The 24,856-nt window shown below is 70.1% G+C and carries 18 protein-coding genes, 1 tRNA gene, 5 pseudogenes and 1 other annotated feature; of the genes and pseudogenes, 19 read left to right on the plus strand and 5 right to left on the minus strand.

Going from position 1 to position 24,856, the window contains the following annotated elements:
* The first annotated feature begins 1,204 nt into the window (after positions 1 to 1,204).
* The 6 genes and pseudogenes from H5397_RS10255 to H5397_RS10280 all read left to right on the plus strand — a co-directional run bounded on the left by H5397_RS10255 (position 1,205) and on the right by H5397_RS10280 (position 5,539).
* A complete protein-coding gene (locus H5397_RS10255) occupies positions 1,205 to 2,491 on the plus strand; it encodes an ATP-binding protein (protein WP_182817181.1) in 1,287 nt (428 codons plus the stop codon).
* Between the two features lie 126 nt (positions 2,492 to 2,617).
* Positions 2,618 to 2,944 carry a transposase gene (locus H5397_RS10260; protein WP_182817184.1) on the plus strand — a complete coding sequence of 109 codons (327 nt, stop codon included), beginning with the start codon at positions 2,618 to 2,620 and terminating at the stop codon, positions 2,942 to 2,944.
* Positions 2,903 to 3,030 (plus strand) — a sequence feature (AL1L pseudoknot). Its footprint overlaps the gene before it by 42 nt.
* Before the next feature lie 60 nt (positions 3,031 to 3,090).
* A pseudogene (locus tag H5397_RS19160) lies at positions 3,091 to 3,249 on the plus strand (IS3 family transposase); the annotation flags it as partial.
* 88 nt (positions 3,250 to 3,337) lie between these two features.
* Positions 3,338 to 3,733 (plus strand): annotated as a pseudogene (locus tag H5397_RS10270) (IS1634 family transposase); the annotation flags it as partial.
* Between the two features lie 14 nt (positions 3,734 to 3,747).
* Positions 3,748 to 3,896, plus strand: a pseudogene (locus tag H5397_RS10275) (transposase); the annotation flags it as partial.
* A 263-nt stretch (positions 3,897 to 4,159) separates the two neighbouring features.
* Positions 4,160 to 5,539 (plus strand): Fic family protein, encoded by a 1,380-nt coding sequence (locus H5397_RS10280; RefSeq protein WP_182817186.1) that lies wholly within the window; start codon positions 4,160 to 4,162, stop codon positions 5,537 to 5,539.
* Between the two features lie 177 nt (positions 5,540 to 5,716).
* Here H5397_RS10280 and H5397_RS10285 read toward each other — a convergent pair.
* The 4 genes from H5397_RS10285 to H5397_RS10300 form a co-directional block, all read right to left on the minus strand.
* Positions 5,717 to 5,799 (minus strand) — tRNA-Leu (locus H5397_RS10285).
* 288 nt (positions 5,800 to 6,087) lie between these two features.
* Positions 6,088 to 7,029: an AEC family transporter gene (locus tag H5397_RS10290; RefSeq protein ID WP_182817188.1), complete on the minus strand. Its 942-nt coding sequence runs from the start codon at positions 7,027 to 7,029 to the stop codon at positions 6,088 to 6,090.
* Between the two features lie 52 nt (positions 7,030 to 7,081).
* Positions 7,082 to 7,924, minus strand: a complete 843-nt coding sequence (locus H5397_RS10295) for a hypothetical protein (protein ID WP_182817190.1) — start codon at positions 7,922 to 7,924, stop codon at positions 7,082 to 7,084.
* Complete coding sequence (locus H5397_RS10300) at positions 7,918 to 8,505, minus strand: hypothetical protein (protein ID WP_182817192.1); 588 nt, start codon at positions 8,503 to 8,505, stop codon at positions 7,918 to 7,920. The genes H5397_RS10295 and H5397_RS10300 overlap by 7 nt, the downstream gene beginning before the upstream one ends.
* A gap of 172 nt (positions 8,506 to 8,677) precedes the next feature.
* Between H5397_RS10300 and H5397_RS10305 the strand changes: the two genes are divergently transcribed.
* From H5397_RS10305 to H5397_RS10360, 13 genes and pseudogenes are all read left to right on the plus strand, one after another.
* On the plus strand, positions 8,678 to 8,971 hold the full coding sequence (locus H5397_RS10305) for a hypothetical protein (RefSeq protein WP_182817194.1): 294 nt from the start codon (positions 8,678 to 8,680) through the stop codon (positions 8,969 to 8,971).
* A gap of 93 nt (positions 8,972 to 9,064) precedes the next feature.
* Positions 9,065 to 11,782 (plus strand): malto-oligosyltrehalose synthase, encoded by a 2,718-nt coding sequence (gene treY, locus H5397_RS10310; protein ID WP_220492181.1) that lies wholly within the window; start codon positions 9,065 to 9,067, stop codon positions 11,780 to 11,782.
* Positions 11,775 to 13,505 carry a malto-oligosyltrehalose trehalohydrolase gene (gene treZ, locus H5397_RS10315; protein WP_182817196.1) on the plus strand — a complete coding sequence of 577 codons (1,731 nt, stop codon included), beginning with the start codon at positions 11,775 to 11,777 and terminating at the stop codon, positions 13,503 to 13,505. The genes treY and treZ overlap by 8 nt, the downstream gene beginning before the upstream one ends.
* 132 nt (positions 13,506 to 13,637) lie before the next feature.
* Positions 13,638 to 14,345, plus strand: coding sequence for a DUF3662 and FHA domain-containing protein (locus H5397_RS10320; protein WP_182817198.1), 708 nt, complete (start codon positions 13,638 to 13,640; stop codon positions 14,343 to 14,345).
* Positions 14,338 to 14,814: an FHA domain-containing protein gene (locus tag H5397_RS10325; RefSeq protein ID WP_182817199.1), complete on the plus strand. Its 477-nt coding sequence runs from the start codon at positions 14,338 to 14,340 to the stop codon at positions 14,812 to 14,814. Before H5397_RS10320 ends, H5397_RS10325 begins: the two co-directional genes overlap by 8 nt.
* A 4-nt stretch (positions 14,815 to 14,818) precedes the next feature.
* Positions 14,819 to 16,324, plus strand: a complete 1,506-nt coding sequence (locus H5397_RS18665; protein WP_182817201.1) for a PP2C family serine/threonine-protein phosphatase — start codon at positions 14,819 to 14,821, stop codon at positions 16,322 to 16,324.
* 50 nt (positions 16,325 to 16,374) lie between these two features.
* Complete coding sequence (locus tag H5397_RS10335) at positions 16,375 to 17,928, plus strand: FtsW/RodA/SpoVE family cell cycle protein (RefSeq protein ID WP_208091197.1); 1,554 nt, start codon at positions 16,375 to 16,377, stop codon at positions 17,926 to 17,928.
* Positions 17,925 to 19,358 carry a penicillin-binding protein 2 gene (locus H5397_RS10340; protein WP_182817205.1) on the plus strand — a complete coding sequence of 478 codons (1,434 nt, stop codon included), beginning with the start codon at positions 17,925 to 17,927 and terminating at the stop codon, positions 19,356 to 19,358. Before H5397_RS10335 ends, H5397_RS10340 begins: the two co-directional genes overlap by 4 nt.
* A gap of 98 nt (positions 19,359 to 19,456) precedes the next feature.
* Positions 19,457 to 21,320, plus strand: a pseudogene (gene pknB / locus H5397_RS10345) (Stk1 family PASTA domain-containing Ser/Thr kinase); the annotation flags it as partial.
* Positions 21,302 to 21,457 (plus strand): annotated as a pseudogene (locus tag H5397_RS19165) (hypothetical protein); the annotation flags it as partial. The pseudogenes pknB and H5397_RS19165, both read left to right, overlap by 19 nt.
* Before the next feature lie 47 nt (positions 21,458 to 21,504).
* The gene (locus H5397_RS10350) at positions 21,505 to 21,810 is read left to right on the plus strand and encodes a cell division protein CrgA (protein WP_182817207.1); all 306 of its coding nucleotides are present in this window, start codon (positions 21,505 to 21,507) and stop codon (positions 21,808 to 21,810) included.
* Positions 21,810 to 22,556, plus strand: coding sequence for a DUF881 domain-containing protein (locus H5397_RS10355; protein WP_309224332.1), 747 nt, complete (start codon positions 21,810 to 21,812; stop codon positions 22,554 to 22,556). Before H5397_RS10350 ends, H5397_RS10355 begins: the two co-directional genes overlap by 1 nt.
* 44 nt (positions 22,557 to 22,600) lie before the next feature.
* Positions 22,601 to 23,236: an aminodeoxychorismate/anthranilate synthase component II gene (locus H5397_RS10360; RefSeq protein WP_182817209.1), complete on the plus strand. Its 636-nt coding sequence runs from the start codon at positions 22,601 to 22,603 to the stop codon at positions 23,234 to 23,236.
* Positions 23,237 to 23,328: 92 nt separating this feature from the next.
* On the opposite strand, the gene lysS is transcribed toward H5397_RS10360, so the two are convergent.
* A complete protein-coding gene (gene lysS / locus H5397_RS10365) occupies positions 23,329 to 24,855 on the minus strand; it encodes a lysine--tRNA ligase (RefSeq protein WP_182817211.1) in 1,527 nt (508 codons plus the stop codon).
* Between the last annotated feature and the right edge of the window lies 1 nt (position 24,856).

The following is a 24,856-nucleotide window of genomic DNA, read 5'->3' on the forward strand; positions in this document are numbered from 1 at the left end:
CAAGAGGGCCACCGAACGCAAGGCAGGCCGGGAGCCTCAGGAGTCGCTGAGCGCTCCAACATCCCGACCTGCCACCACCAAGTCTAGGAGCCCTCAGGCAGCTTGACTTTCCTTAGGAACTCAAAGTAGTGCTTTCTGCCCGGCTGGGCGACGACAGTCGCGAACGAAAACCGCCCAACCAGACCCAGCAGAGCCTGACCCGACCTGATGCGCACACCTCCCGGCCGCCAAGACAACCCCCAACAGGCAACCACACTTGGCCAAGCAACTCAGCGCCATCCCGCCGTGGGGAATACGTGGGGAACAGGCCCCCACGTGGGGAACCAACCCCCCACCCATAGCACCGCTCAGGACCCGGGCCATCCGAGCATTCGCCCTTGCCAGCCGCACGTCACACTACCGGGACAGTGAAAAGGCGAGAGGTTCTTGCCTCCCGCCTTTTCACTGTATAACCCGTAGTCAGGGGAACTTTTTGTGCGCGAGAGAGGAGTTGAAGCTTTCTTCTATCAACCGATAATGGCCCCCTGACAAGGTCTGATGACCGTCGATCGACATTGCGACACCTTGCTGTGGGGAATACGTGGGGAATAGCTCTGCACCTGAGACCCGCGCGGATCTCGCGTCCAGGGCTGCCCCTCAGCATATTCGGCTCGCACCCACGGACCACCGCCGAGAGCCTCACGGTTCACTGCAGCACTGCCAGCACGTCGAGGGAAAGGGCCGCGAGCGTGGGAGCCCCCGCAGCCTCGCCGCCTGCGACCGACGACCCCAGGTCGCGCTCCGGCCACCAAGTGACGTGGCGTGCGGGCCCAGGTGCTCGGTCTCATCGGCAACGTCCGCTGCGTTCCGCGCTCCCCCGCGCCCGGTCCGTCCGAACTGGCCGAAGGAGTCAACCAGCCGCAGCAGCCGGAAGGCGCGCAGGGCATCAATCTCCTTCACGTGGTCGGGCAGGGTGACCGCGACCGAAGAGTCTGCAGTGGCACTTCTCGAACTGCATCGCGGCCTCCCATCACAGGCCCAGACAAGCCAGTCACCCCGCATTACGGGTGCCGACTGCAGCCGGTGGACAGCTCCGGACACCACCGGGTCCTCCGCCCCGCCCTCTTGCCACGCTCAAGATGGCACACCAAGAGCGTTCATGTTTGCTAGGTTTGGCTGTTCGCGTTTGCGTAGTACACAGCGTCACGTCTGCTAGGTTGCGCCCATGGTCCTCGACTCGCTGGTCCCACGAAGGGTGGGTCTACTTCTGACGGGGCTGGTCGCGGAGGAGCCGGTGATCGCTCTGCACGGCCCGCGATCGGTTGGGAAGTCGACAGTGCTGCGCAGGTTCGCTGCCGATGTGGGGGGAACGGTTCTCGACCTGGACGACGTCGAGGTGCGCGAGGCGGTCGTGGGGAATCTGGCCTCGGTCGTCGGTGGTGCGGCGCCGGTGTGTGTCGACGAGTACCAGAGGGTGCCCGACATCTTGGACGCGCTCAAAGCGAGGCTGAACCGCGAGGGCAGCCTGCCCGGAACCGCCGTGATCACGGGATCGACCCGGCAGGACGCCCTGCCCGTCACGGCGCAGGCCCTCACGGGACGGTTGCACTCCCTGACCATCTGGCCGCTGTCCCAAGGTGAGATCGCTCGGGTGAGCGAGAACCTCCTGGAGGTGTTGCCTGTCGACCCCGCGGGTGTGGTCGGCCGGATCCCGTCCTCAACGACCACGCGCCAGGATTACGTGGAGCGTGTCTGCGCCGGAGGGCTACCCCTGGCCCTACGACGTTCCGGCGCGGCCCGAGCACGATGGTTCGATGACTTCGTGCGGGCATCGGTCGAGCGGGATGCTCTGGAACTGGGACGCATCCGGGAACGACAGGCAATGACCGACCTGCTGGGTCTGATTGCGGCACAGACGGGGCAACTGCTGAACGTCTCTGCTGCTGCGGAGAGGCTCGGCGTCAGTCGCGCCACCGTGGAGGGTCACCTTCGGCTACTCGAGGACCTCTTCCTCGTGGTTCGGCTGCCGGCGTGGGGCAAGACCCTGCGCTCACGGGTCAGTGTGAAACCCAAGGTCCATGTTGTCGACTCCGGGCTGGCTGCCCGGCTGCTGCGGCTCACGCCGGACAAGCTCACCCGACTCGACCCGGCATCACTCACCGACTTCGGGCACCTGCTGGAGACCTTCGTCGTCGGGGAGATCCGCAAGCAGGCTTCCTGGCTCGACGAGCCCGTGACTCTGGGCCACTGGAGGACCAGTGACGGCGCAGAAGTCGACGTGGTCATCGAGTACGACGACGGCACCGTCGTTGCGATCGAGGTCAAAGCCAGCGAACGGGCCCCAGGCGGCGACTTCCGCGGTCTCGGTCAACTCCGCGCCGCCCTCGGACCACGGTTCGCCGCCGGGATCATCCTCACCACCGGAACCCGCTCCTACACCTACGCCGACCGTCTCCACGTCATGCCCATCGACCGGCTGTGGACCCCGGTCACACTCGGAGCCCCGCGCTGACCCCGCCACAAGGGAGCTTCCACACGCCGCGCCGGGTGCGTTCCAGCGGGTGACCTACAAATGCGCTCCGGCGGAACGAGGCTCAGGTGGAGGGTCTGATTCAACGGAAGGATGCAGGGTCAGACCATGCCAGCACCGAGGAAGTACCCCCAAGAGTTGCGGGACCGCGCCATTCGTCTGGTGCAAGAGGCGCGCCAGGAGGAGCCGGAGTTGTCGGTCACCGCGGCGGTGACGCGGATCGGCGCCAGGATCGGCGTGAATCCCGACACCCTGCGCGGGTGGGTGAAGCAGGCCGACATCGACGCGGGTAAGCGTCCCGGCACGACCACCGAGGATGGGAAGCGGATCAAGGAACTTGAGCGGGAGGTCCGCGAGTTGAAGCGGGCGAACGAGATCTTGTTGGCGGCGTCGAGTTTCTTCGCGCGGGAGCTCGACCCGCGTTTGCCGTGGTAGTCGGGTTCATCGACGACTACCGGGTCCGGTTCGGGGTCGAGCCGATCTGCCGTGTGCTCAGCGGGCACGGTGTGCAGGTCGCCCCGTCGGGCTACTACGCCTTCAAGGCCCGCACACCATCGAAGCGGGCCTTGTCGGACGCCTATGTGTGGGAACGGATCGAGGCACTGCAGGCCGACAAGACCAAGGGTCGCGGGGTCGCCGGCTACCGCAAGATGTGGCACTTGCTCAAGCGGGACGGCGTCGAGGCACCGCGGTGTCAGGTGGCCCGCCTGACGCGGGCCCGCGGCATGCAGGGCGTTGTCAGGGGCAGGAAGTTCGTCACCACCACGTCGGACTCCTCCGCGCCGCGGCCGCCCGACCTGGTGCAACGCGACTTCACCGCGACCCGAACTGGAGGCCAAGGCCCGCACCCTGGCAGGCTGGAAGGGCTACATCACCAACCTGGCCACCCCGACCCCGGAGTACGTGATCGGGGCCTACCACCAGCTGTGGCAGGTCGAGAAGTCCTTCCGGATGTCCAAGTCGGACCTGAAGGCCCGGCCGGTCTACCACCACCTGAAGGACTCGATCGAAGCCCACCTCACCATCGTGTTCGCCGCCCTCGCCGTCGCCCGATGGCTCGAGAGCACCACCGGCGCCAGCATCAAGGCCCTCGTCAAGACGCTGCGTCGCCACCGCACAATCGACATCCAAGCCGGCGACACCATCGTCACCGCCGAGAACCCCCTACCCGACGACGCCCAAGCCTGGCTGGACGCGATCCACCAAGCGCGCAGGCGACACTAAATGAGCCAAGTCGGGGCACCTCGAATGGGCCTACCGAAGGCTGAATGGCCGGCTGGAACACCTCCGCGGCAGCGCCCTTGGCTTCCGGAACCTCACCCACTACATCGCACGATCGCTGCTCGAGACCGGCGGATTCAGGCCGCGGCTACACGCTCGATTGTGAAGAGCCTCTTATGGAGCTTGAAGCCACTTCGTCACCTTGTGGTGGGGAACGCGTGGGGATTTCGTGGACTGCACCGCCGAGGCGCGTGGAACCGACTTGAGCGTAGCTCAGGCGTACTGGCCGAGCGCCCTCCCTTCCTCACCGGGCCGACTTCCGGGCTGGCGACGATCCAGTTCGTCGATCTGTTAGCCACAACTCCCAGCATGCAACCTTAGACCTCTATCATTACGAGAACCCGGGACGCGCGAAACGAAAGCAGACACATGGCGACATGGGAACAAGACGAATGCGCGTCCTCGATCGAATCAGGTCTCCCCCGGCGAGATCGACGCTCGGGCACGTATCGTCGCTACGTTCCGGACACGCTGCTGGGGAGCCCGCTGCTGCTGCCGCCCGATGTCGACCAGTTGGTGGGCCGAGCCGAGCAGGCGGTCCGGGGCCTGTCCGGAGATGCCCGCGACCTGGCCGGCATTGCCCGCTTCCTGCTGCGTTCCGAAGCCATCGCCTCATCACGGATCGAGGGCATCGCACCGTCGGTCCAGCAGGTGGCCCTGGCCGAACTCGGCGCCCAGGAGGCCGTCCCCGACGTGTCCGCCCAAGCCCAGCTGGTCGCCAACAACATGACGGTCCTGCACGAAGCCCGGACCGTCCTTGTTGCAGCACCACAGGTGACGGTCGAGCACCTGCTTGAACTGCACTCCGCGTTGTTGCCCGACGAGCCGCAGCACCGCGGCGTCCGCACCGTGCAGAACTGGATCGGCGGCTCCGACCACCACCCCCTGGACGCCGACTTCGTCCCCCCCGCCCCGGAACACGTTCCGGCGCTGCTCGATGACCTCGTCGGCTACCTCAACGGAGGTGGGCACTCGCCCATTGTCCAGGCCGGCTTCGCGCACGCCCAGTTCGAAACGATCCATCCGTTCACTGACGGCAACGGACGCGTCGGCCGCGCCCTCATCCACACCGTGCTCACCCGACGCGGGCTCACCACCGAGGCGGTACTGCCGGTCAGCCTGATCCTGTCGACTCTCCGCAACGAGTACGTTGAAGGGCTCACTGCCTACCGGCACCCTGACCCGGTCGGCTCGGACGGGCTCCACACCGCCCAAGCCGCCTGGCTCCGCGTGTTCGCCTCCGCCGTCCTCACCGCCACCGAGCAAGCCGGACGCCTCGCCGCAGACCTGGCCGACCTTCGTACCGACTGGGAAGACAGGCTCAACCGCGCTAGATCCGACCAGGGCAAGGTCCGCGGCGTCCGTAGCGACTCGGCCACCGCACACATCGTGCGCGACCTGCCCGCCACGCCCGTCATCACCAGCGCCACCGTGCAACGCATCCACGGCGTGTCCCACGTCGCCGCCGACCGTGCCCTCGCCGAGTTGGTCGCAGCGGAAATCCTCCACCCCCACGAGCGGCGCGGGGTCCGCTACTACCAGACCCGTGACGTGCTCGACCTTGTCACCGTCACCGAGCGACGCCTGGCCAGCACCAAGTTCGACACCCTGGCCGCGCGCCCATCCGAGCCGTCCCCGCCCGCCCAGACAGCTGAGCCTGCGGGAGACGCCTGCCTTGGCGCGATGGGCATCTGGGCGGTCAACGAACCGCGCTTGGATGAAGGGTTTCCGACCACGAAGCCGCCGTGACATGCGGTGGCATACGCGAGACGTCGGAACACAGGGGACTCGGGGTCGCCGCCGATCGAAGCAGACCACCCAGCATCACCCGTTGCCACCAGCGATCCAGCCCTAGGAACAGGGAATCGGCGAGAGGTTTCACCTCTCGCCGATTCCCTGTATTTGCACTACTCAAAAACACTTTTGTGCGCGAGAGAGGAGTTGAACCTCCACGTCCTTTCGGACACACGGACCTGAACCGTGCGCGTCTGCCATTCCGCCACTCGCGCGTGGCCCCCTCGCGGGGACAGCCTGAGTACCTTAGCACGCACCTTCCCGCAGGTCATATTCGGGACTCACCAGGCGGGAGCCGAGGCATCGAACAGGCGCCCGATGGGAGTCTGGCCGTTCACTTTCTGGTCACCTTGACTCGTCAACCAACTCCGGCGTTGCCCTTTTCGACTAGGGGTGATGCTCCCCACACAATCCACAGCGGTGGACATCCCTGTGGACAACTGCGTGGATGTGAACGCGGGACGACCGCCATGCGAACGGGGAATGGCCCTCCCGGCGGCCGCTCAGAGCAGGACGGCCAGCAGCGCCGAGAGCGTGAAGAACGACACCATCGTCGTGACGAGCAGCACCGCCGGCGGGACGTCGCGCTCACCGTAGCGGGCGGCGAACACGACCGACGAGGTCCAGGCCGGCATCGCGCCGCTCAGGACGATGGCGGCGAACAACTCCCCGTCCAGCGGTGGCATGCCCAGCAGCGCCAGTCCCGTGGCCGACGCCCAGGCCACCGCCGGCATCAGCGCCAGCTTGGCCACCGTGACAGCGATGAGCCGGCGGACGTTGCCCCGGATGGACAGCCCCACCAGCAGCCCTCCGACGGAGAACAGAGCCGCGCCGGTGCTAGCGCGGCCGAGCAGGTCGAAGGACGTCACCAGGACATCGGGGAGCCTGAGTCCCGTCGCCGCGACAACGATGCCGGCGAGGAGCGCGATGAACACCGGCATGCGCAGCATCGACCCCACCGAACGGCGGATGCTCCGGAGCAGGCCGGTGGCGTCCTCGCCTCGCTCGGCCCAGAAGAAGCACAGTGGCACGGTGATCAGGGACTCGACGATCACGTTCATGCCGAACACGACCCCGGCGACGGAGGGCATCACGACCAGCAGCAACGGGAAGCCCACGAACCCGGAGTTCGCCCCGCCTGCCCCGAGCGCATCGAAGGCGGCCGCAGCCCGCGGCGTCCGGTTCATGCGCCGGGACCACAGGTAGGCCGCCACCAAGACGACCACGCTGGTGATCGCGTACGCCAGCAGGTACGTGGGGTTCGCGACCTCGGTGAGCGGTCTCTGGGCGACGGACAGGAACATGAGGGCTGGCAGGGCGATGTTCATGACGAAGCCGCCGATGATGTCCATGTCGGAGCGACGGAACATCCCGAAGCGCGTCGCCGCCCAGCCCGCCAGGATGCACAGGTAGAGGGGCGCGGTGATGACCAGGATGTCGAGCACCGCTCCCCCTTCCTCTGCGACGTCGCGACCAGTGTCGCGCGTCGCCGGGGACTCAGCCGCGCACGACCACGGCCTGGAGTTCGCCGACCGGGAGGTCTCGCCTACCCGACATCTGTGTGGCGAGGGTTCCCGAGTAGCCGCCGGCGGTCCAGTCGACCGACCAGTTCGTCGTCGCCGTCACCGTGTACGTCCCCGGCTGCTGGTGCGCGGAGCTGGCCGCGCCGGGCGACCTAGGCGCCACCTGGTAGGTGTGCCCGCACACGGGCGACGGAGTGCCTGGCGCGACCGCATCGCGCACGTACGGCTTCGTCGTCGCACACGTGACCGTCGTGCCGTCACCCATCTGGAACGTGGTGCTGACGTGCGTGGCGTCGAGCGACACCGCAAGCCCGGCATCGCTGTTGGACGCCGTCAGGTGCGAGTCGCCCTCCACCCACAGCCAGAGCGGGATGCCGATGACCGCCATGTGCCACTCGTTCCAGTCCGGGTCGGGCCCGACCTGCGGGTAGGCCTGCGGCAGTTGCAAGGACGCCGTGACCCTGCGCACGTAGTTCTCGACCGCCTCCCGCGGAGGCCTCTGCGTGCCGCCTGCCTCCGGCGGCGCCCAGGCGCACCACTCCTCCGGTGTGCCCAGCTCAGGATTGCACTCTGGGAACACCCTCACCCGGTCCTCGTGCTCACGGCGCAGTCCGTCCATATAATCCCGGTAGGCGTCACGGCGTGCGGCTAGTTCCGCTGCAGTTGGCTTTCCGTTCTGCTTCTTCTGGCCGGAATCCTTTGCCGACACCTTGACAGTTCCGTCGCCCTCGTCCCAAGCCTCGTCGGCAACGGCCGGCGACGGTGTGATCAGTGCGGCGAGGAGGCTGGCCAGCAGAACCGACCGCAGCTTCAGCACGACTCGACCTCCCGGTTCTGGGCCGCCACGATCTTGAGTCCGTCAGGAGTCTCGCCGAAGAAGTAGCGCTGCTCGGCAAACCTGCCCTGGCCCAACACTTCGCCATCCTTTGTGATGGTGATGGTGGAGGAGTCAGAGCACAGTTCCAACGCCACTACGGATCCGGCGCGCGACTCACCCACGAGTCGTCGGGGAGCAGTAGTCCGGTACGTCCCACCCTCGAACTTGACCCTTTCGGCGAGTTCGTCCTCAGTTGCCTGTGTGTAGGGTCCCGAGGTCATTGACAGAAGTTCTTTCGAAGCTCCAGCACCGGCACGCACTAGACGTTCGTACTCAGTCTTGTACTTCGCGAGCAGCGCCTTCGCCTCGTCGTACAGCTTGTCGCGAGCGATCATCGCGTCGTACTCAGCCTGGGTGCAGGGAGATGCGGTCCCCCCCTCTTCGGGCGTGCACATCAGCTGCAGGGTGGGCGCAGCGACGGTGGGAACCGGGGTGGCGCTGGGCGTCGGCTGCGCAGCCGGAGTGCATCCTGCGACGAGCGCGGGCACGACGGCGGCACAGGCGAACAGGATCCGCCTCATGGGGGGTGCCTCCTTGGGTGGGTGGTGTTCCGAGGGTGCCACAACACGGCGTCGGATGGGGAACCGTCCCAGAGTTGTCCACAGGCTTCCGCCCGCGGCGTCCGAGTTGTGCACCCCGACTGGCACCTGACAAGGGGTGGGAATTTGTCCCCAGCGCCCCTAGGGTGGCCAGATGAGTACTGCAGCGAGCGAGAACCAGTCGCACGAGGACTGGTGGGCGGGCCTCTCCCAGGAGGAGCGGTACATGGCGATCGAGACGGTCCGGCTGGATCAGGACCCCGACTACCCCCTCGGGCAGGTGGGCGAACGCCCCACAGGCGAGCGCGCCGAGTGGCTGCGCCAGCGGCCCGAGTACATGGAGCGCTGGGCGGGTGCCGAGAACATCGCCCAGAAGGACGACATCGGCATCGGCCTCGACCCGGTTCCGGACGCCCACGCCGACACGGAGCCGCTGACCGAGGCCTGAGGGCAGGACAGGCTGTCGGCGCACGGAAGGCGGGCTGTCGGCGGTTCAGGGTAGGTTGGTGGTAGCCACTGCACCCGGACGACAAGGACAACCTTGACCACCACCACCGCAGCGAGCGTGGCGACCCCCCGCCCGCACCTCCCGTCGACCGGACGCCGCACGCCGGTGTCCACGTACCGCCTGCAGCTGGGTCCCGACCTCAGCTTCGACCAGGCGGCAGCCCAGCTCGACTACCTGGAGGACCTGGGGGTCACCGACCTGTACCTCAGCCCGATCCTGCAGGCGGCACCGGGCAGCACCCACGGCTACGACGTGGTCGACCCGACCCGCATCAGCGAGGAGATGGGCGGCCGCGAGGCCTTCGAGCGCCTCGCCACGGCCGCCCATGACCGAAACATGGGCGTGATCGTCGACGTCGTCCCCAACCACATGGGCGTCCCGACGCCGATCCATCACAACACCGCGCTGTGGAGCGTCCTCAAGGAGGGCCCCGACTCCCCCTACGCGAACTGGTTCGACGGCACCGCCGGGGGCGGTGACGGGGACGGCATCCTCATGCCGGTGCTCGGCGCACGCATCGGCACGGTGCTCGCCGACGAGGAGATCACCCTCGAGCGGCGCGTCATCCCCGGCCACGAGGCCGACGGCGAGCAGCCGGTGCTGGTCTACTACGACCACGTGTTCCCGGTGCGGGCGGGCACCGAGAACCTGCCCATGCACCTGTGCGTGAAGGAGCAGTACTACCGGCTCGCCTACTGGAAGGTGGCCGCCGAGGAACTCAACTTCCGCCGCTTCTTCGACGTCGACACGCTCGTCGCCGTCCGCGTCGAGGACCCCGAGGTCTTCGACGCCACCCACGCCCTTCTCCTGGAGCTGTTCCACCAGGGCCACATCGACGCCTTCCGCATCGACCACCCCGACGGCCTGGCCGACCCGCGCGGCTACATGCGCCGGCTGTCGAAGGCCACCGGCGGGGCGTGGATCATCGCCGAGAAGATCCTCGAGGGCGACGAGCACATGCCCGACGACTGGCCCGTCGCCGGTACCACCGGCTACGACGCCAGCTGGCGCATCTCGGCGCTGCAGTGCGACCCGAACGGCTACGGCGACCTCGGCACCGTCGCGCACCTGGTCACGGGTGACATCCCGGGCACCCTGCCCGACGTCATCGACCAGGCCAAGCGCGAGATCACCACGACGAGCCTGTTCGCCGAGGTGCACCGCACCGCCACGCTCGCCAACGACATCTGCCGCGACGACATCATGCTGCGCGACCACACCTTCGGCTGGATCCGCACCTGCCTGACCGAACTCGTCATCGCGTTCGACCGCTACCGCGCCTACGTCGTGCCGGGCGAACCCGCCCCCGACGACGCCGTCGAGCTCGTCCGGCACGCGGCCGAGAAGGCCAACCAGAAGCTGGACGCCGAGCTCCACGACACCATGGACGTCGTCGTCGACCTCATCCTGGGCCGCGAGGTCGGCTCTGAGGGCCGCGCCCAGCGCGCGATGCGCGACGAACTGGTGGTCCGTTTCCAGCAGGTGTGCGGCGCGGTCACCGCGAAGGGTGTCGAGGACACCGCCTTCTACCGCTGGACCCAGCTCGTCGCCCTCAACGAGGTCGGCGGCTCCCCCGCCACGTGGAGCATCAACCCCGACGAGTTCCACCGGTGGTGCGCGAACATGGCCACCCAGTGGCCGGCCACGATGACCTGCGGCACCACCCACGACACCAAGCGCTCGGAGGACGTCCGCAGCCGCATCGGCGTCATCGCCCAGTACGCCCCCGAGTGGCGTGCGCTGGTCGCCAAGCTGCACCCGTACGCCGAGGGCGTCGAGGGCCACACCGAGAACCTGTTCTGGCAGATCCTCGCCGGCACGTGGACGCCCGACGGCCCGATCGAGCGCGAACGGCTCGAGCAGTACATGCTCAAGGCATCCCGCGAGCAGAAGATCTGGACGTCCTGGACGGGGCAGGACGCCGCGGCCGAGGCGTCCCTGCTCGAGTTCATCGGCAGGGTCTACGCCGACGGCGACCTCATGGGCGCCTTCCAGGACTGGTACGACTTCACCGCCGACTCGGTGCGGGTGTCGATCCTGTCGCGCAAGACCATCCAGCTGACCTGTCTCGGCGTCGCCGACCTCTACCAGTCGTGCGAGACCCTGCAGAACTACCTGGTCGACCCCGACAACCGCGCCCCGGCCGACTTCGCGGCGCTGGCCGACCTCGGCAGTTACCTCGACCGGCGCGACCCTCTCACGCTCGCCGAGGAGAAGTTCCACGTCACCCGCGAGATCCTGCGCCTGCGGCGCCGGGTGCCGGACGCCTTCGTGGGCCCGACGGCCGCGTACCGCCCGCTGCCCAGCAGCACCGGCCACGCCCTGTGCTTCGCGCGGGGCGACGACCCGCAGGTCGTCACGATCGCGGCCCGCCTGCACCGCGACCTGGCCAAGCAGGACGGCTTCACCGAGCACATGGTGGTGCTGCCCGAGGGCACATGGCGCGACGTCCTGACCGGCACCGAGCACGCCGGCGGCAGCGTCCTGCTGGCCGACGTGCTGCGCCGCTACCCGTGCGCGGTCCTCGAGAAGACCGCCGGGCCCGACGGCACCGCCCAGGCCGAGCAACTCGCCGATGCACTCGACAACGGCGACCCGATCTTCCGGGCCACGCCGCGCCAGGACCCGTCCGGCCGGCCCGCCCCGGCGTCCGGGTCGACCGACGAGGGCGAGACCGAGACCACCGGCCTGCTCGGCTGGCTGAGCAAGCGCTTCTTCGAGCGCACCAACGGGGAGGGTGGGAATGCCTGACGTCACCGTCTGGGCCCCGCTCGCCGAGTCGGTCGAGGCCGTCCTCGGCGACGAGCGGCGGGCCCTCACCCGCGCCGGGGAGCACTGGACGATCGACCTGCCGGTCGGCACCGACTACCTGCTCAGCGTCGACGGCGGTGAGCCGCGCCCGGACCCGCGCAGCCCGCGCCAGCCGCACGGCGTCCACGGCCCCAGCCGGGTGTGGGACGCCGCGGGCTTCCGCTGGTCCGACACCGAGTGGGCCGGGCGCGAGGTCCTCGGCGGGGTGTTCTACGAGCTGCACGTCGGCACGTTCACCCCCGAGGGCACCCTCGACGGGGCGATCGAACGACTCCCCCACCTGGTCGAGCTGGGCGTCGACACGGTCGAACTGATGCCGGTCGTCCCGTTCCCGGGCGAGCGAGGCTGGGGCTACGACGGGGTCAGCTGGTACGCGGTGCACGAGTCCTACGGCGGCCCCGAGGCGCTGCAGCGGTTCGTCGACGCCGCCCACGGACTGGGGCTGGCGGTCTGCCTCGACGTGGTGCACAACCACTTCGGCCCCGCCGGCAACTATGCCGCGGTGTTCGGCCCCTACTTCACGATCAAGCACCACACCCCGTGGGGCGCGGCGATCAACCTCGACGACGACCACGCCGAGGGCGTCCGGGCGTTCATCGTCGACAACGCGGTCCGCTGGTTGCGCGACTTCCACCTCGATGCGCTCCGGCTCGACGCCGTGCACGCGCTGATCGATGACTCGCCGCGGCACGTCCTGTCCGAGATGGCCGACGCGGTGGCCAGCCTCGGCCGCGAACTCGGGCGTCCCCTCACCCTGATCGCGGAGTCTGACCTCAACGACGTCACGATGTTCACTCCCACCGCCGAGGGCGGCCTGGGCATGGACGGCCAGTGGGCCGACGACGTGCACCACGCCCTGCACAGCTGGCTCACCGGCGAGACGTTCGGCTACTACGTCGACTTCGGCGCACCCGAGACCCTCTCGCACGCGTTCGAGCGGGTGTTCGTGCACGACGGCTCGCACTCGACGTTCCGCGACACGGCCTGGGGCGCCCCCGTCCCCGACGACGTCGACCGCCGCCGGTTCGTCACCTTCACCCAGAACCACGACCAGGTCGGCAACCGCGGCCTGGGCGACCGGCCCGACGAGCGCCTCCCCGCGGGGGCCGTGGCCGGCGGCGCCGCCCTCCTCCTGCTCGGCCCGTTCACGCCGATGCTGTTCCAGGGCCAGGAGTGGGGCACGCTGCGCCCGTTCCGCTTCTTCTCCGACCACGAGCCCGACCTCGGCTCCCTGATCAGCGCGGGCCGTGTGCGCGAGTTCGCCGACCACGGCTGGAGCGAGATCTACGGCCCCGACGCCGACATCCCCGACCCGCAGGACCCGGCCACATTCGAGGCGTCCCGACTCGACTGGGACGAGCCGACGCAGGAGCCGCACGCCGCGATGCTCGCCTGGCACCGCACACTCATCGGCCTGCGCCGCGAACACCTGGGCGCAGGGTTCGACGCCCCGCGGCACCCCGTCTCCACGCGGCACGAGGACGACTGGTTCGCCCTCACCCACGGCCCCCTCACGGTGGTCGCGGCACCGCGCGCCGGCGCCGAGGTCAGCTGTCCGGGGGAACTCGTCGCCCGGTTCGGAGAGGTCGAGCACGCCGCCGACGGCACACTGAGCCTGGACTCCGCATCCGTGGCCGTGGTGCGGAGCGCGTCTGGCACCTAGACTCGAGACGGTTCACCCGCAGGGGGGAGAGGAGATGTCCCCTCCCCTGCGAACACCGGTCACCCGCACGGGGGCGTGCGAGCTACGCTTGTCCCGATCCGCCCCGTGCGCACACGCCCGTAAGGAGGTCACGTGGGAGTCTTCGACAACCTCGAGCGCAAGCTCGAAGGTGTCGTCAACGGTGCCTTCGCGCGTGCCTTCAAGGGCGACGTGCAGCCCGTCGAGATCACCGCGCGCCTGCAGAAGGAGCTGGACGCCGAGGCCCGCCTGCTCTCGCGCGACCGCCGGCTGGTGCCCAACGACTTCACGATCGGGCTCTCGCGGCACGACTACGACCGGCTGGTGCCGTACAGCCGCACGCTGAACTCCGACATCATCCCGCAGCTGCGCGAGTACGCGGCGAACGCGGGCTACGTCTTCAACGGCCCCGTCACCATTGCCTACGAGCTCGAGGCGAACCTGCCGGTGGGCCGCTTCACCGTCGAGAGCCAGGCGGTCGCCGCCGCGGCGACGCCGGCGACGACCACGGCCATCCGGCGGGCGGTGCTGGTGCTGGAGGTCAACGGCATCCGCCACCCGCTCTCCCCGCCCGGGTTCACGCTGGGCCGGGGCACCGACGCCGACGTCCGCATCAACGACCCCGGGATCTCCCGCCTGCACGCCCGCGTGAGCGTGCGCGGCGCCGAGGACGCCCCCCAGGTCACCATCGAGGACATGGGGTCGACCAACGGCATCGTCGTGGACGGGCGCCGCGTGCAGACCGCCACCCTGACCGCAGGGTCGCGGGTCGAGCTCGGCAGTACGCGCATGCTGGTCAGGTCGCCGGTGAGTGATGTCTGAGCTCCTCGTCCTCGCCCTCAAGTTCGCCTTCCTCGCCCTGTTGTGGGTGTTCATCCTGTTCACCGGCGCGGTGATCCGGTCCGACCTGTTCGGCCGGCGGGTCCCCACGGCAGCCGTGCAGGCCGCGCCCGCGGCGTCCGGCACCGCGCAGCCGGCGCGCCGGAACCGCCGCGCCCGCCGCACCCCCACCACGCTGCGCATCACCAAGGGCAAGCAGGCCGGCCTCACGATGGGCCTGGGCGAGCACCTGAAGATCGGGCGCAGCACCGACTGCCAGCTGATCCTCGACGACGACTACGTCTCGACGCGGCACGCCCGCATCTACCGCAGCGGCGAGGGCTACCTGGTCGAGGACCTGGGCTCCACCAACGGCACCTACCTGAACAACGAGCGCCTGAGCTCGCCGGCGCCGTTCACGACCTCCGACACCCTGCGCATCGGTCGGACCCTGCTCGTCGTGGAGGCCTGACCCCATGGCCCTGACGCTCAGCTACGACGCCCACTCCGAGATCGGCCTGGTCCGCAGCAACAACCAGGATTCGGCCTACACCAGCCCGCGCATGCTCATGGTGGCCGACGGCATGGGCGGCGCCGCCGCCGGTGACCTCGCCTCCGCGGTCGCGACATGGGAGCTGCGCCGCACCGACGAGAACCTCGATGACCGCATCGCCACCGCCCGCGCCGAGCGGCTGGGCGACACGGACGCCCCCGTGCCCGCCTCCCACGACGGGGAGGACGACCCCGGCGACCTGGTCGACGTGCTGACCGTGCTGGCCGGAACGCTGGCCCGCGCCAACGAGCGGCTGGTCGAGCTGGTCGAGGACGACCCCGAGCTGTCCGGCATGGGCACCACGGTGTGCGGCTTCGTGCTCGACGACGACCGGCTCGCGGTCGTCAACATCGGCGACTCCCGCGCCTACCTCGTGCGCGACGGCGAGCTGCACCGGGTGACGCGCGACCACAGCTGGGTGCAGACCCTCGTCGACGACGGCCGGCTGACCGAGGAGCAGGCGCTCGAGCACCCCCACCGCTCGCTGGTCCTGCGGGTGCTCAACGGCTCGACCCAATACGAGCCCGACCTGGGCTGGCTCGACATCGTGCCCGGCGACCGGCTGCTGGTGTGCTCCGACGGGCTGTGCGGCCTCATGACGGATGCCGAGATCGCGGCCGTGGCCGCTGCCGGCCTCCCCCGCCAGGAGACCATCGACCGCCTCGTCGACCTCGCCCACGCCGCGGGGGGCCACGACAACATCACCATGGTGCTGGCCGACGTCGAGGCCGACGGCGCCCCCGGCGAGGTCGCCGTCCTCGGTGCCGCCGCCTCGGTGACCGACCCCGGCCGGATCGAGCACACGGCGTCCTTCGCCCCCCTCGAGACCGAGGCGCCGATGGACGAGCTCGAGGCGTCCGAGCGTGCCATCACCGAGGAGGAGCGCTACGCGCTCACCGGGCGCCGGAAGGCGTCCACGTGGGCCAAGATCGCGCTCTCGGTGGTGCTGCCGCTCGCCCTGCTCTGCGGCGGCGCGTTCGGCTGGTACCAGTACACCCAGACGCGGCTGTTCATCGGCCCGGCCGACGCCAATGTCGCGCTCTACCGCGGCATCCCCGACCGGGTGCTCGGCCAGGACCTGTCGACGCTGCTCGAGACCGACACCACGCAGATCGCCGACCTGCCGCCCTACTACGCCGAGAAGGTGCGGGCGAGCATCCCCGTCAACGACATGGCCGCCGCCCGCTCGACCCTGATCGAGCTGCGCGACAAGGCCAACCAGTGCATCGCCCAGCGCAAGGCACGGGCCGAGGCGAGCGCCGCCCCGACGCCCGACCCGTCGACGACCCCGGCTCCGGCCACCCCCGGCGGCACGCCCGCCCCCGTCGACCCGAGCGCCTCGCCGGCGCCGTCGGTGTCGGCGTTCACGCCCGTGGGGACCCCGTCGCCGGGGTTGACCACCCCGGTCACGGCCCCCGAGGAGTGCTGAGCGTGTCGGAGGTGGTGGTCTACCGCCGGCGCACGGTCGTGTCGCTGGTGATGATGCTGTTCGCGCTCGCCCTGGGCGCGGGCGGCTACCTCCTGACGAGCCTGAACCAGAACGGCACCTTCCCGGCCGACTGGCTGATGTCGGCCGGCCCGCTCCAGTTCGGCGGACCCTGGTACCTGGGCCTCGCCGCGTGGTTCGCGCTCGGCCTGGCCTGCTGGGGCGTCACGGCCTGGCGCCTGCCCTACGCCGACCCGCTCATCCTTCCGACGGCCTTCCTGCTGGCCGGGCTCGGGATCTCGATGATCTACCGCCTCGACCAGGCCGACGGCAAGCGCAGCGCCGAGCTCCAGATGCTGTGGCTGTTCCTCGCGGTCGCTGCGTTCATCGCGCTGGTGGTCTGGTTGCGCGACCACCGCCGCCTGCAGCGCTACACCTACCTCTGGTTCCTCGCCGGCTTCCTGCTGCTGCTCGCCCCGCTCGTTCCCGGGCTGGGCAAGGAGAACCACGGCGCGCGCATCTGGATCGAGGTGGGGCCCTTCAGCTTCCAGCCCGCCGAGATCGCCCGCATCGTGCTGTCGATCGCCTTCGCGGCCTACCTCGTCGAGAAGAAGGACGTGCTGGCCCTGGCCGGACGCCGCTTCCTCGGCATCGACTTCCCCCGCGCCCGCGACCTGGGCCCCATCCTCATCGCGTGGGGCTTCTCACTGGTGATCCTGGTCTTCCAGAAGGACCTCGGCACCACCCTGCTGTTCTTCGGCCTGTTCGTCGCGATGCTCTACGTCGCCACCGAGCGGCCCAGCTGGGCGATCCTGGGCACCCTGATGATCCTGGGCCTGGGCGTCCTGGGCTACAACGCCTTCGGCCACGTCCAGACGCGCTTCGAGTCGTGGCTCAACCCCTTCACCGACTACGACCGCAACGGCCAGGTCATCAACGCGCAGTTCGGCTTCGCGTGGGGCGGCCTGTTCGGCTCCGGGTGGGGTGACGGACGCCCCTACCTCACCCCGCTGGCCAAGAACGACTTCATCGGCGCCGCCATCGGCGAGGAGCTCGGCCTGTTCGGCCTGTGCGCCATGGTGCTGCTGTTCGGCGTCATCGTCGCCCGGGTGCTGCGCGCGGCGCTCGGCTCCGCCGAGGGCTTCGGCAAGCTGCTCGCGACCGGCCTCGCGTTCGTGTTCGCCCTGCAGGTGTTCGTCATCCTCGGCGGCATCACCCGCCTGCTGCCCCTGACCGGCCTCACCACCCCGTTCGTCTCGCAGGGCGGCAGCTCGCTGGTCTCGAACTTCCTGCTCCTCGGGCTGATGCTCACCGTCACCCACCAGGTACGCCGCCCGCACGTCGAGCACGCCGGCTCCGGCGAGTACGTGTCGCTGTCCGCCGAGGCGACGCAGGCGCTGCCGGTCGTCGTCGGCCCCCGCACCGGGGCCACCGCGGCTGGGGCCGCAGCCGAGGTGCCCGTGACGCCGGACGAGGCCCCCCTCCCCGCCGGGCCGGCCGCCGAGCCGCGCCCCGACCCGGTCGACTTCGGCGGCGAGGCACCCGAGCCGCTCCCCAGCCACGCGGAGCCCCCGGCCCCCACCGAGGACGGGGAGGAGCCACGATGAACGGGCCCATCCGCCGCGTGTCGGTCGTGATCATGCTGATGTTCCTGGCGCTCATGGTGAACGCCTCCTACGCCTATGTCTTCCGCACCCAGTCGCTCAACAACGACCCGGCCAACCGGCGGGTCCGCGACGCCGAGTTCGGCACCGACCGCGGCGACATCCTCGTCGGCAACACCCCGATCGTGACGTCGACCCCGGTCGACGACCGCTTCGGCTTCCAGCGCAGCTACCTCCAGGCCGAGCTGTACGCCCCGGTCACCGGGTACTACTCGTTCCTCTTTGGCGGCTCGGGCCTGGAGCGGTACTACTCCTCCCAGCTCGCCGGCACGTCCGACGTGCAGTTCCTGCAGAACATCGTCGGCCTGGCCACCGGCAAGCGGCCGCAGGGCGCGAGCCTCGAGACGACCCTGGACGCCCGCGCGCAGCAGGCCGCCGCGAACGCCCTGGGCGACCGGCCCGGTGCCGTCGTCGCGCTGGACTACTCCACCGGCGCCGTCCTCGCGATGGTGACCTCACCCACCTACGACCCCAACCGGCTGGCGTCCCACGACATCGCGGCCACGCAGGAGTACTGGACCGCCCTGAACGACGACCCCGCCAAGCCGCTGGTCAATCGCGCCGCCCGCGAGGTGTACGCGCCGGGGTCGACCTTCAAGCTCGTGGTCAGCGCCGCCGCGCTGGAGTCGGGGATGACGCCCGACACGGTGGTCTCGTCCCCGGCCAGCCTGCGGCTGCCGAACTCGACCTTCGAGATGACCTACAACTGCGGCGGCGAGGAGATCTCGCTGCGTCAGGCGCTGCAGGTCTCCTGCAACACCGCCTACGCGCTGATCGGCGACCAGCTCGGCGACGATGCGCTGCGCGAGCAGGCCCGCAAGTTCGGCTTCGGTTCCCCGCAGCTGCCCGAGCTGGGTGGGGTGGCCTCGAGGTTCCCCGAGGACCCCGACCGCGCGCAGACGATGCTCAGCTCGATCGGTGGCTTCGACGTGGCGGCGTCCCCGCTGCAGATGGCCATGGTCGCCGCAGGCATCGCCAACGACGGGGTCGTGATGACCCCCTACCTCGTCAGCCGCGTGCGCGGGGCCGACCTGAACGTGATCAGCTCCACCTCGCCCCGTCCGCTGTCCACGGCCATGTCCGCCGTGAACGCGCGCGCACTACAGGACATGATGGTGAGCGTGGTGGAGAACGGAACCGGCCGCCGCGCCCAGATCCCCGGGATGCGCGTGGGCGGCAAGACCGGCACGGCGCTCGCCTCGGCGGTCGCCGGTGAGGGCCGCGCGCCCTACGCCTGGTTCGTCGCGTTCTCCGAGGAGCCGAAGGTCGCGGTCGCGGCGTTCGTGCAGGACGCCGGGGTCGACGGGTCCGAGGTGACCGGCGGGCGGTACGCTGCCCCGATCGCCCAAGCCGTGCTGGAGGCGGTGCGATGACAGACGAACACATTCCCCGTCGGGCCAAGCCGGGCCCCGACGACACAGCGCAGGACCGCGGCCCGTACGCCGACGGCCCGCACAACAGGGAGGCAAGGATGTCCGACCAACCCAGGGTCCTGGGTGGCCGCTACGAACTCGGCCGCATCATCGGCCGAGGGGGCATGGCGCTCGTCAGCCAGGCCCGCGACCTCCGGCTGGGCCGCGACGTGGCCGTCAAGGAACTGCGCATCGACCTCGCCACCGACCCGACCTTCCAGGCGCGCTTCCGCCGCGAGGCGCAGGCCGCCGCCGGGCTGAACCACCCCAACATCGTGTCGGTCTACGACACCGGCGAGGAGATGGACCCCGCCAGCCGCACGCCGGTCCCCTACATCGTGATGGAGCTCGTCGAGGGCCGCACCCTGCGCGACATCCTGCGCGAGGGACGCCCCATCCTCCCCCGCCGTGCGCTCGAGTTCACCGTGGGCGTCCTCGAGGCCCTGGCCTACAGCCACAAGGCCGGCATCATCCACCGCGACATCAAGCCCGCCAACGTGATGCTGACGTCGACCGGCATCGTGAAGGTGATGGACTTCGGCATCGCCCGGGCCGTGGCCGACACGAGCTCGACGATGACGCAGACGGCCGCCGTGATCGGCACCGCTCAATACCTCTCCCCCGAGCAGGCCCGCGGCGAGACCGTGGACGCCCGCTCCGACATCTACTCGGCCGGCTGCCTCATGTACGAGCTGCTCGTCGGCCGGCCGCCGTTCCAGGGCGACTCCCCCGTCTCGGTGGCCTACCAGCACGTCCGCGAGCAACCGGTCCCGCCGTCGTCGCTCGACGACGAGATCACCGCGCCCATGGACGCCGTGGTGCTCAAGGCCCTCGCCAAGGACCCCGACGACCGCTACGCCACCGCCGGCGAGATGCGCGACGACGTGCAGCGCATCCTCGGCGGGCAGCGGGTCAACGCGACCCTGCCCCCGCCCGTGCCGCCGCTGGTGGCGGGGGCGTCCGGTGCGGCCGCCGCCTCGGCGGCCACCACCGTGCTGCCCAGCGCGGGCGCGCCCTACGACACCGCCGACCAGACCCTGGGCGGGGTCGGCGCCACGATGGGCGGGACCATGGGCACCGGCCAGATGGCCCCCGTGCCGCCCCCGCGCAAGAGCCGGGCCGGGCTGTGGTGGACGATCGCGATCGTCGCGCTGCTCGCCGTCGGCCTCGTGGCCGGGTGGCAGCTGATGATGTCCCGCGATCAGGAGCCGGCCGTCCGTGAGGTGACGGTTCCCTCCGGCCTGCTGAACAAGACCGAGGCGGTCGCCAGCCAGACGGTGCTCGAGGCGAAGCTGGTGCCCAAGGTCGAGCACGAGCAGACACCGGACACGACCACCGTCGGCCAGGTGATCCGCACCAACCCGGCCGGCGGGGCGCTCGTGCCCGAGGGCTCCGAGGTGGTGCTGACCATCAACGCCGGCCCCGAGATGAAGACCATCCCCGACGACCTCGTCGGGATGGACGCCGACGCGGCGCTGAAGGTGCTCGAGGCGGCGGGGATCACCGGTGCCACCGTCGACGCCACCGACGAACCCGTCGACGCCAAGAAGGGCACCGTCCTGGAGGTAACGCCCCGGGGTGGCACCCAGATCCCGGTGACCGCGACCGTCACGCTGACCGTGGCGACCGGCAAGGGGCGCGTGCCGAGCCTGCTGGGGATGACCAAGGAACAGGCGACCGCAGAGCTCACCCGCCTGGGCTTCACCAACTACTCCTTCCAGGGCCCTGACGACGGCAAGGTGTCGAGCTCGTCCCCGCAGCCCACCGAGAACGTGGACCGCGAGGCCACGATCACCGTCTACCTGCAGGGGCCCGAGACCCCATCGCGACCGCCCACCCTGCCCGTACCGAGGCTGGAGGGCTTGACGCGGGACGACGCCGAGTCGGCCGCCCAGGACGCGGGGTTCACCAACCTCGTCTTCCGGGGTCCGGCCAACGGTGTCGTGGCCCGGACCGACCCCCCGGCCGGGGAGCGCGTCGACCCCGAGAGCCCGTTGACGATCGTGCTCGAGGCGCAGGACCAGCCTTCCCCCGACCCCACCGAAACCCCCGGCGGCTGACCGACGTATGCTGGGGTCCTTCCACCACGAACATGGAGTGAATGCACGTGCCTGAGTCCAAGGGCCGCAAGGAGGCCGCGGCGAAGAAGAAGACCGCCCGCAAGGCGGCGGTCGCCGAGGAGCGGGCCGAGAAGCAGCGCCTCGGCAAGGCCGGCCTGGCCGACAACCGCGCCTGGGTGGTGCCCACGTTCATCACGCTGATGCTGCTCGGCGTGCTGTGGCTCGTGGTCTGGTACCTGACCGCCTCGACCGGCATCGCCGTGCCCGGCATGTCGTCGCTCGGCAACTGGAACCTGCTCATCGCCATGGTCCTCATGGGCGCCTCCTTCGGCGTCGCGACCCTCTGGAAGTAGTGGACGCCGGCCGCACCCCCCGGCCCGCACCCCGGCGCGCCCTGCGCCGTAAGCCCTCCCTGCGGGTCGCCACCGTCATCGTCTGCGTGGTGGCGGGCTTCATGATGGCCACCAGCGCGCTCGCCTCGCGCGGCAACGACCTCCGCCCCGACCGCACCACCGAGCTGGCGTCGCTGGTCCAGGCCGAGGCCGACCGGGTCGACCAGCTGGGGCGCCTGGCGTCCGGCCTGCGGGCCGAGGTGGACGCCCTCAGCGCGCGTGGGCAGGGGGCCGGGTTGCCCGACCTGGGCGCCGCCGCGGAGCGCGCGGACTCGGTGGCCGTGACCGGGCCGGCCGTGACCGTGGTGCTGACCGACGCACCCGCCTCGGTGCAGCCCGCAGGCGTCGACCCCGACCTGCTCGTGGTGCACCAGCAGGACATCCAGGCCGTCGTGAACGCCCTGTGGGCCGCGGGCGCCGAGGCCATGACGATCCAGGGCCAGCGCGTCTCGTCCCGGACGGGGATCAAGTGCGTCGGCAACACGGTCGTGCTGCACGGCGTCCCGTACGCGCCGCCCTACCGGATCACCGCCATCGGCGACGTCCCGGCCCTGGAGCGGGGGCTGCGCGAGAGCGACTACCTGCGCCTCTACCGCACCTACGTGGACGCCTACCGCCTGGGCTATGAGGTCTCCCGGCAGGCCCGCGTCGAGATGCCCGCCTACGCCGGCCCGGCCGAGTTCGAGTTCGCGCGCGTCCCGCGCTGAGCGCCGACCACCTGCCTTCCGGGCGCATCAGGGAGAATGGCCCCATGGCCCGGATCCTCGTCGTCGACAACTACGACTCGTTCGTGTGGAACATCGTCAGCTACCTCGCCCAGATCGGCGCCGAGGTCGAGGTGTGGCGCAACGACGACGAGCGCTTCGGCACCGACGGATGGGCCGACGACTTCGACGGGATCCTGATCTCCCCCGGCCCCGGCACCCCCGAGGCCGCCGGCGTCAGCATCGACGTCGTACGCACGCAGGCGGGCCGCCTGCCGATCTTCGGCGTGTGCCTGGGGCTGCAGTCCATCGGGGTCGCCTACGGCGCGGTCGTCGACCGGGCGCCCGAGCTGCTGCACGGCAAGACCTCGCTGGTGCACCACGACGGTCGCGGCGTGTTCACCGGGCTGCCGAACCCGTTCACCGCGACGCGCTACCACTCGCTGGCGATCGAGCCGGCCACGGTGCCCGACGAGCTCGAGGTGTCGGCCACCACCGAGTCGGGCGTGATCATGGCCGTGCGCCACCGCGACCTGCCCGTCGAGTGCGTGCAGTTCCACCCCGAGTCGGTCCTCACCGAGGGCGGCTACCAGATGCTGGCCAACTGGCTCGCTGCGTGCGGGGACGCCGACGCCCCGGCCCGCGCCGCCGGCCTGGCCCCGCTGATGGCTGCCCCGGACTGAACCCTCGAAAACCCAAGCCCTCGGCGCCCGAAACCCAAGCCCTCGGCGCCCGAAACCCAAGCCCTCGGCGCCCGAAACCCAAGCCCTCGGCGTCAGCCCTGGGGCTTGAGCAGCGGGAAGAGGATCGTCTCGCGGATGCCCTTGTTGGTGAAGAGCATGATCAGGCGGTCGATGCCCAGGCCCAGGCCGCCCATCGGCGGGGCGCCGAACTCGAGGGCGTTGAGGAAGTCCTCGTCGAGCTGCATGGCCTCGGGGTCGCCCTTGGCGGCCAGCAGCGACTGCTCGGTGAACCGCTCGCGCTGGATGACCGGGTCGATGAGCTCCGAGAAGCCGGTGCCGCGCTCCATGCCGCCGATGATGAGGTCCCAGGCCTCGACCAGGCGCGGGTCGTCGCGGTGCGGGCGGGCCAGCGGCTGGGCGATGGCCGGGTAGTCGCACACGAACGTGGGCTGGATCAGCGTGGGCTCGACGACCTCTCCGAACAGCTCCATCGCGAGCTTGCCGTCGGAGAGCTTGGGGTCGAACTCGACCCCGTGCTGCTCGGCGAGCTCCTCCAGCTCGGCGCGGGTGGTGTCGGGCGTGATCTCGCGGCCGAACGCCTCCGACAACCCGGTGTAGAACGGCAGCCAGAGCCACTCGCCGTCCAGGTCGATGACCCCGGCGTCCGTCTCGACCTGGCGCGAGCCGACGGCGTCCGCGGCGTCCACGATCACCTGCTGGATGACCGCGGCGATGCCCTTCTGGTCGATCCAGGCCTCGTAGCACTCCAGCATCGTGAACTCGGCCGAGTGCGAGCTGTCGATGCCCTCGTTGCGGAAGATCCGGCCCATCTCGTAGACCTTCTCGGTGCCGCCGACCATGGCGCGCTTGAGGTACAACTCCAGCGCGATGCGCAGGGTCATGTCGATGTCGAACGCGTTGAGGTGCGTCGTGAACGGGCGCGCCGCGGCGCCGCCGTGGATCAGCTGCAGCGTGGGCGTCTCGACCTCGATGTAGCCCAGCCGGTGCAGCGTCTCGCGGACGCTACGGGTGATCGCCGCGCGCGTGCGCACCATCGCGCGGGCCTCGTCGCGCACGACGAGGTCGGCGTAGCGCTGGCGGACGCGGGTCTCCTCCGACAGCTCGTTGTGCAGCGTCGGCAGCGGGCGCAGCGACTTGGACGCCAGCACCCAGTCGGTCGCCATGATCGACAGCTCACCACGCTTGGACGCGATCACGCGGCCCGTCACCGAGACGAAGTCGCCCAGGTCGGTGTCGGCCTTCCAGGCGTCCAACGACTCCTGGCCCACCTCGGCCAGCGAGAGCATGACCTGCAGGCGGTCGCCGTCGGCGTCCTGGGTGAACTGGTCGGCCAGCGTCGCGAAGCACAGCTTCCCGGTGTTGCGCTGGAACATGATCCGCCCGGCGACGCTGACGACGACGTCGGTCTCCTCGCCCGGCGCGAGGTGGCCCCACTCGGCGCGCACCGCGGCGAGCGCGTGCGTGCGCGGCACCTCGACGGGGTACGGCTGGCGGCCCTCGGCCAGCAGCCGCTCGCGCTTGGCCAGGCGCACCTGGACCTGCTCGGAGACGGACGGCTGGGGGGCGGCGGACGCCGCGCGCTGCTGGGAATCACTCACC

Origin of the sequence: Propioniciclava sp. MC1683 (assembly GCF_014164675.1) — a bacterium.
Classification (GTDB): Bacteria; Actinomycetota; Actinomycetes; order Propionibacteriales; family Propionibacteriaceae; genus Propioniciclava.

Excerpts from the sequence above, each read along its gene's own strand:
- H5397_RS10255 (WP_182817181.1), top strand. The coding sequence starts at position 1,205 with ATGGTCCTCGACTCGCTGGTCCCACGAAGGGTGGGTCTACTTCTGACG.
- H5397_RS10260 (WP_182817184.1), top strand. The coding sequence starts at position 2,618 with ATGCCAGCACCGAGGAAGTACCCCCAAGAGTTGCGGGACCGCGCCATT.
- H5397_RS10280 (WP_182817186.1), top strand. The coding sequence starts at position 4,160 with ATGGCGACATGGGAACAAGACGAATGCGCGTCCTCGATCGAATCAGGT.
- H5397_RS10300 (WP_182817192.1), bottom strand. The coding sequence starts at position 8,505 with ATGAGGCGGATCCTGTTCGCCTGTGCCGCCGTCGTGCCCGCGCTCGTC.
- H5397_RS10305 (WP_182817194.1), top strand. The coding sequence starts at position 8,678 with ATGAGTACTGCAGCGAGCGAGAACCAGTCGCACGAGGACTGGTGGGCG.
- treZ (WP_182817196.1), top strand. The coding sequence starts at position 11,775 with ATGCCTGACGTCACCGTCTGGGCCCCGCTCGCCGAGTCGGTCGAGGCC.
- H5397_RS10325 (WP_182817199.1), top strand. The coding sequence starts at position 14,338 with ATGTCTGAGCTCCTCGTCCTCGCCCTCAAGTTCGCCTTCCTCGCCCTG.
- H5397_RS18665 (WP_182817201.1), top strand. The coding sequence starts at position 14,819 with ATGGCCCTGACGCTCAGCTACGACGCCCACTCCGAGATCGGCCTGGTC.
- H5397_RS10335 (WP_208091197.1), top strand. The coding sequence starts at position 16,375 with ATGATGCTGTTCGCGCTCGCCCTGGGCGCGGGCGGCTACCTCCTGACG.
- H5397_RS10340 (WP_182817205.1), top strand. The coding sequence starts at position 17,925 with ATGAACGGGCCCATCCGCCGCGTGTCGGTCGTGATCATGCTGATGTTC.
- H5397_RS10360 (WP_182817209.1), top strand. The coding sequence starts at position 22,601 with ATGGCCCGGATCCTCGTCGTCGACAACTACGACTCGTTCGTGTGGAAC.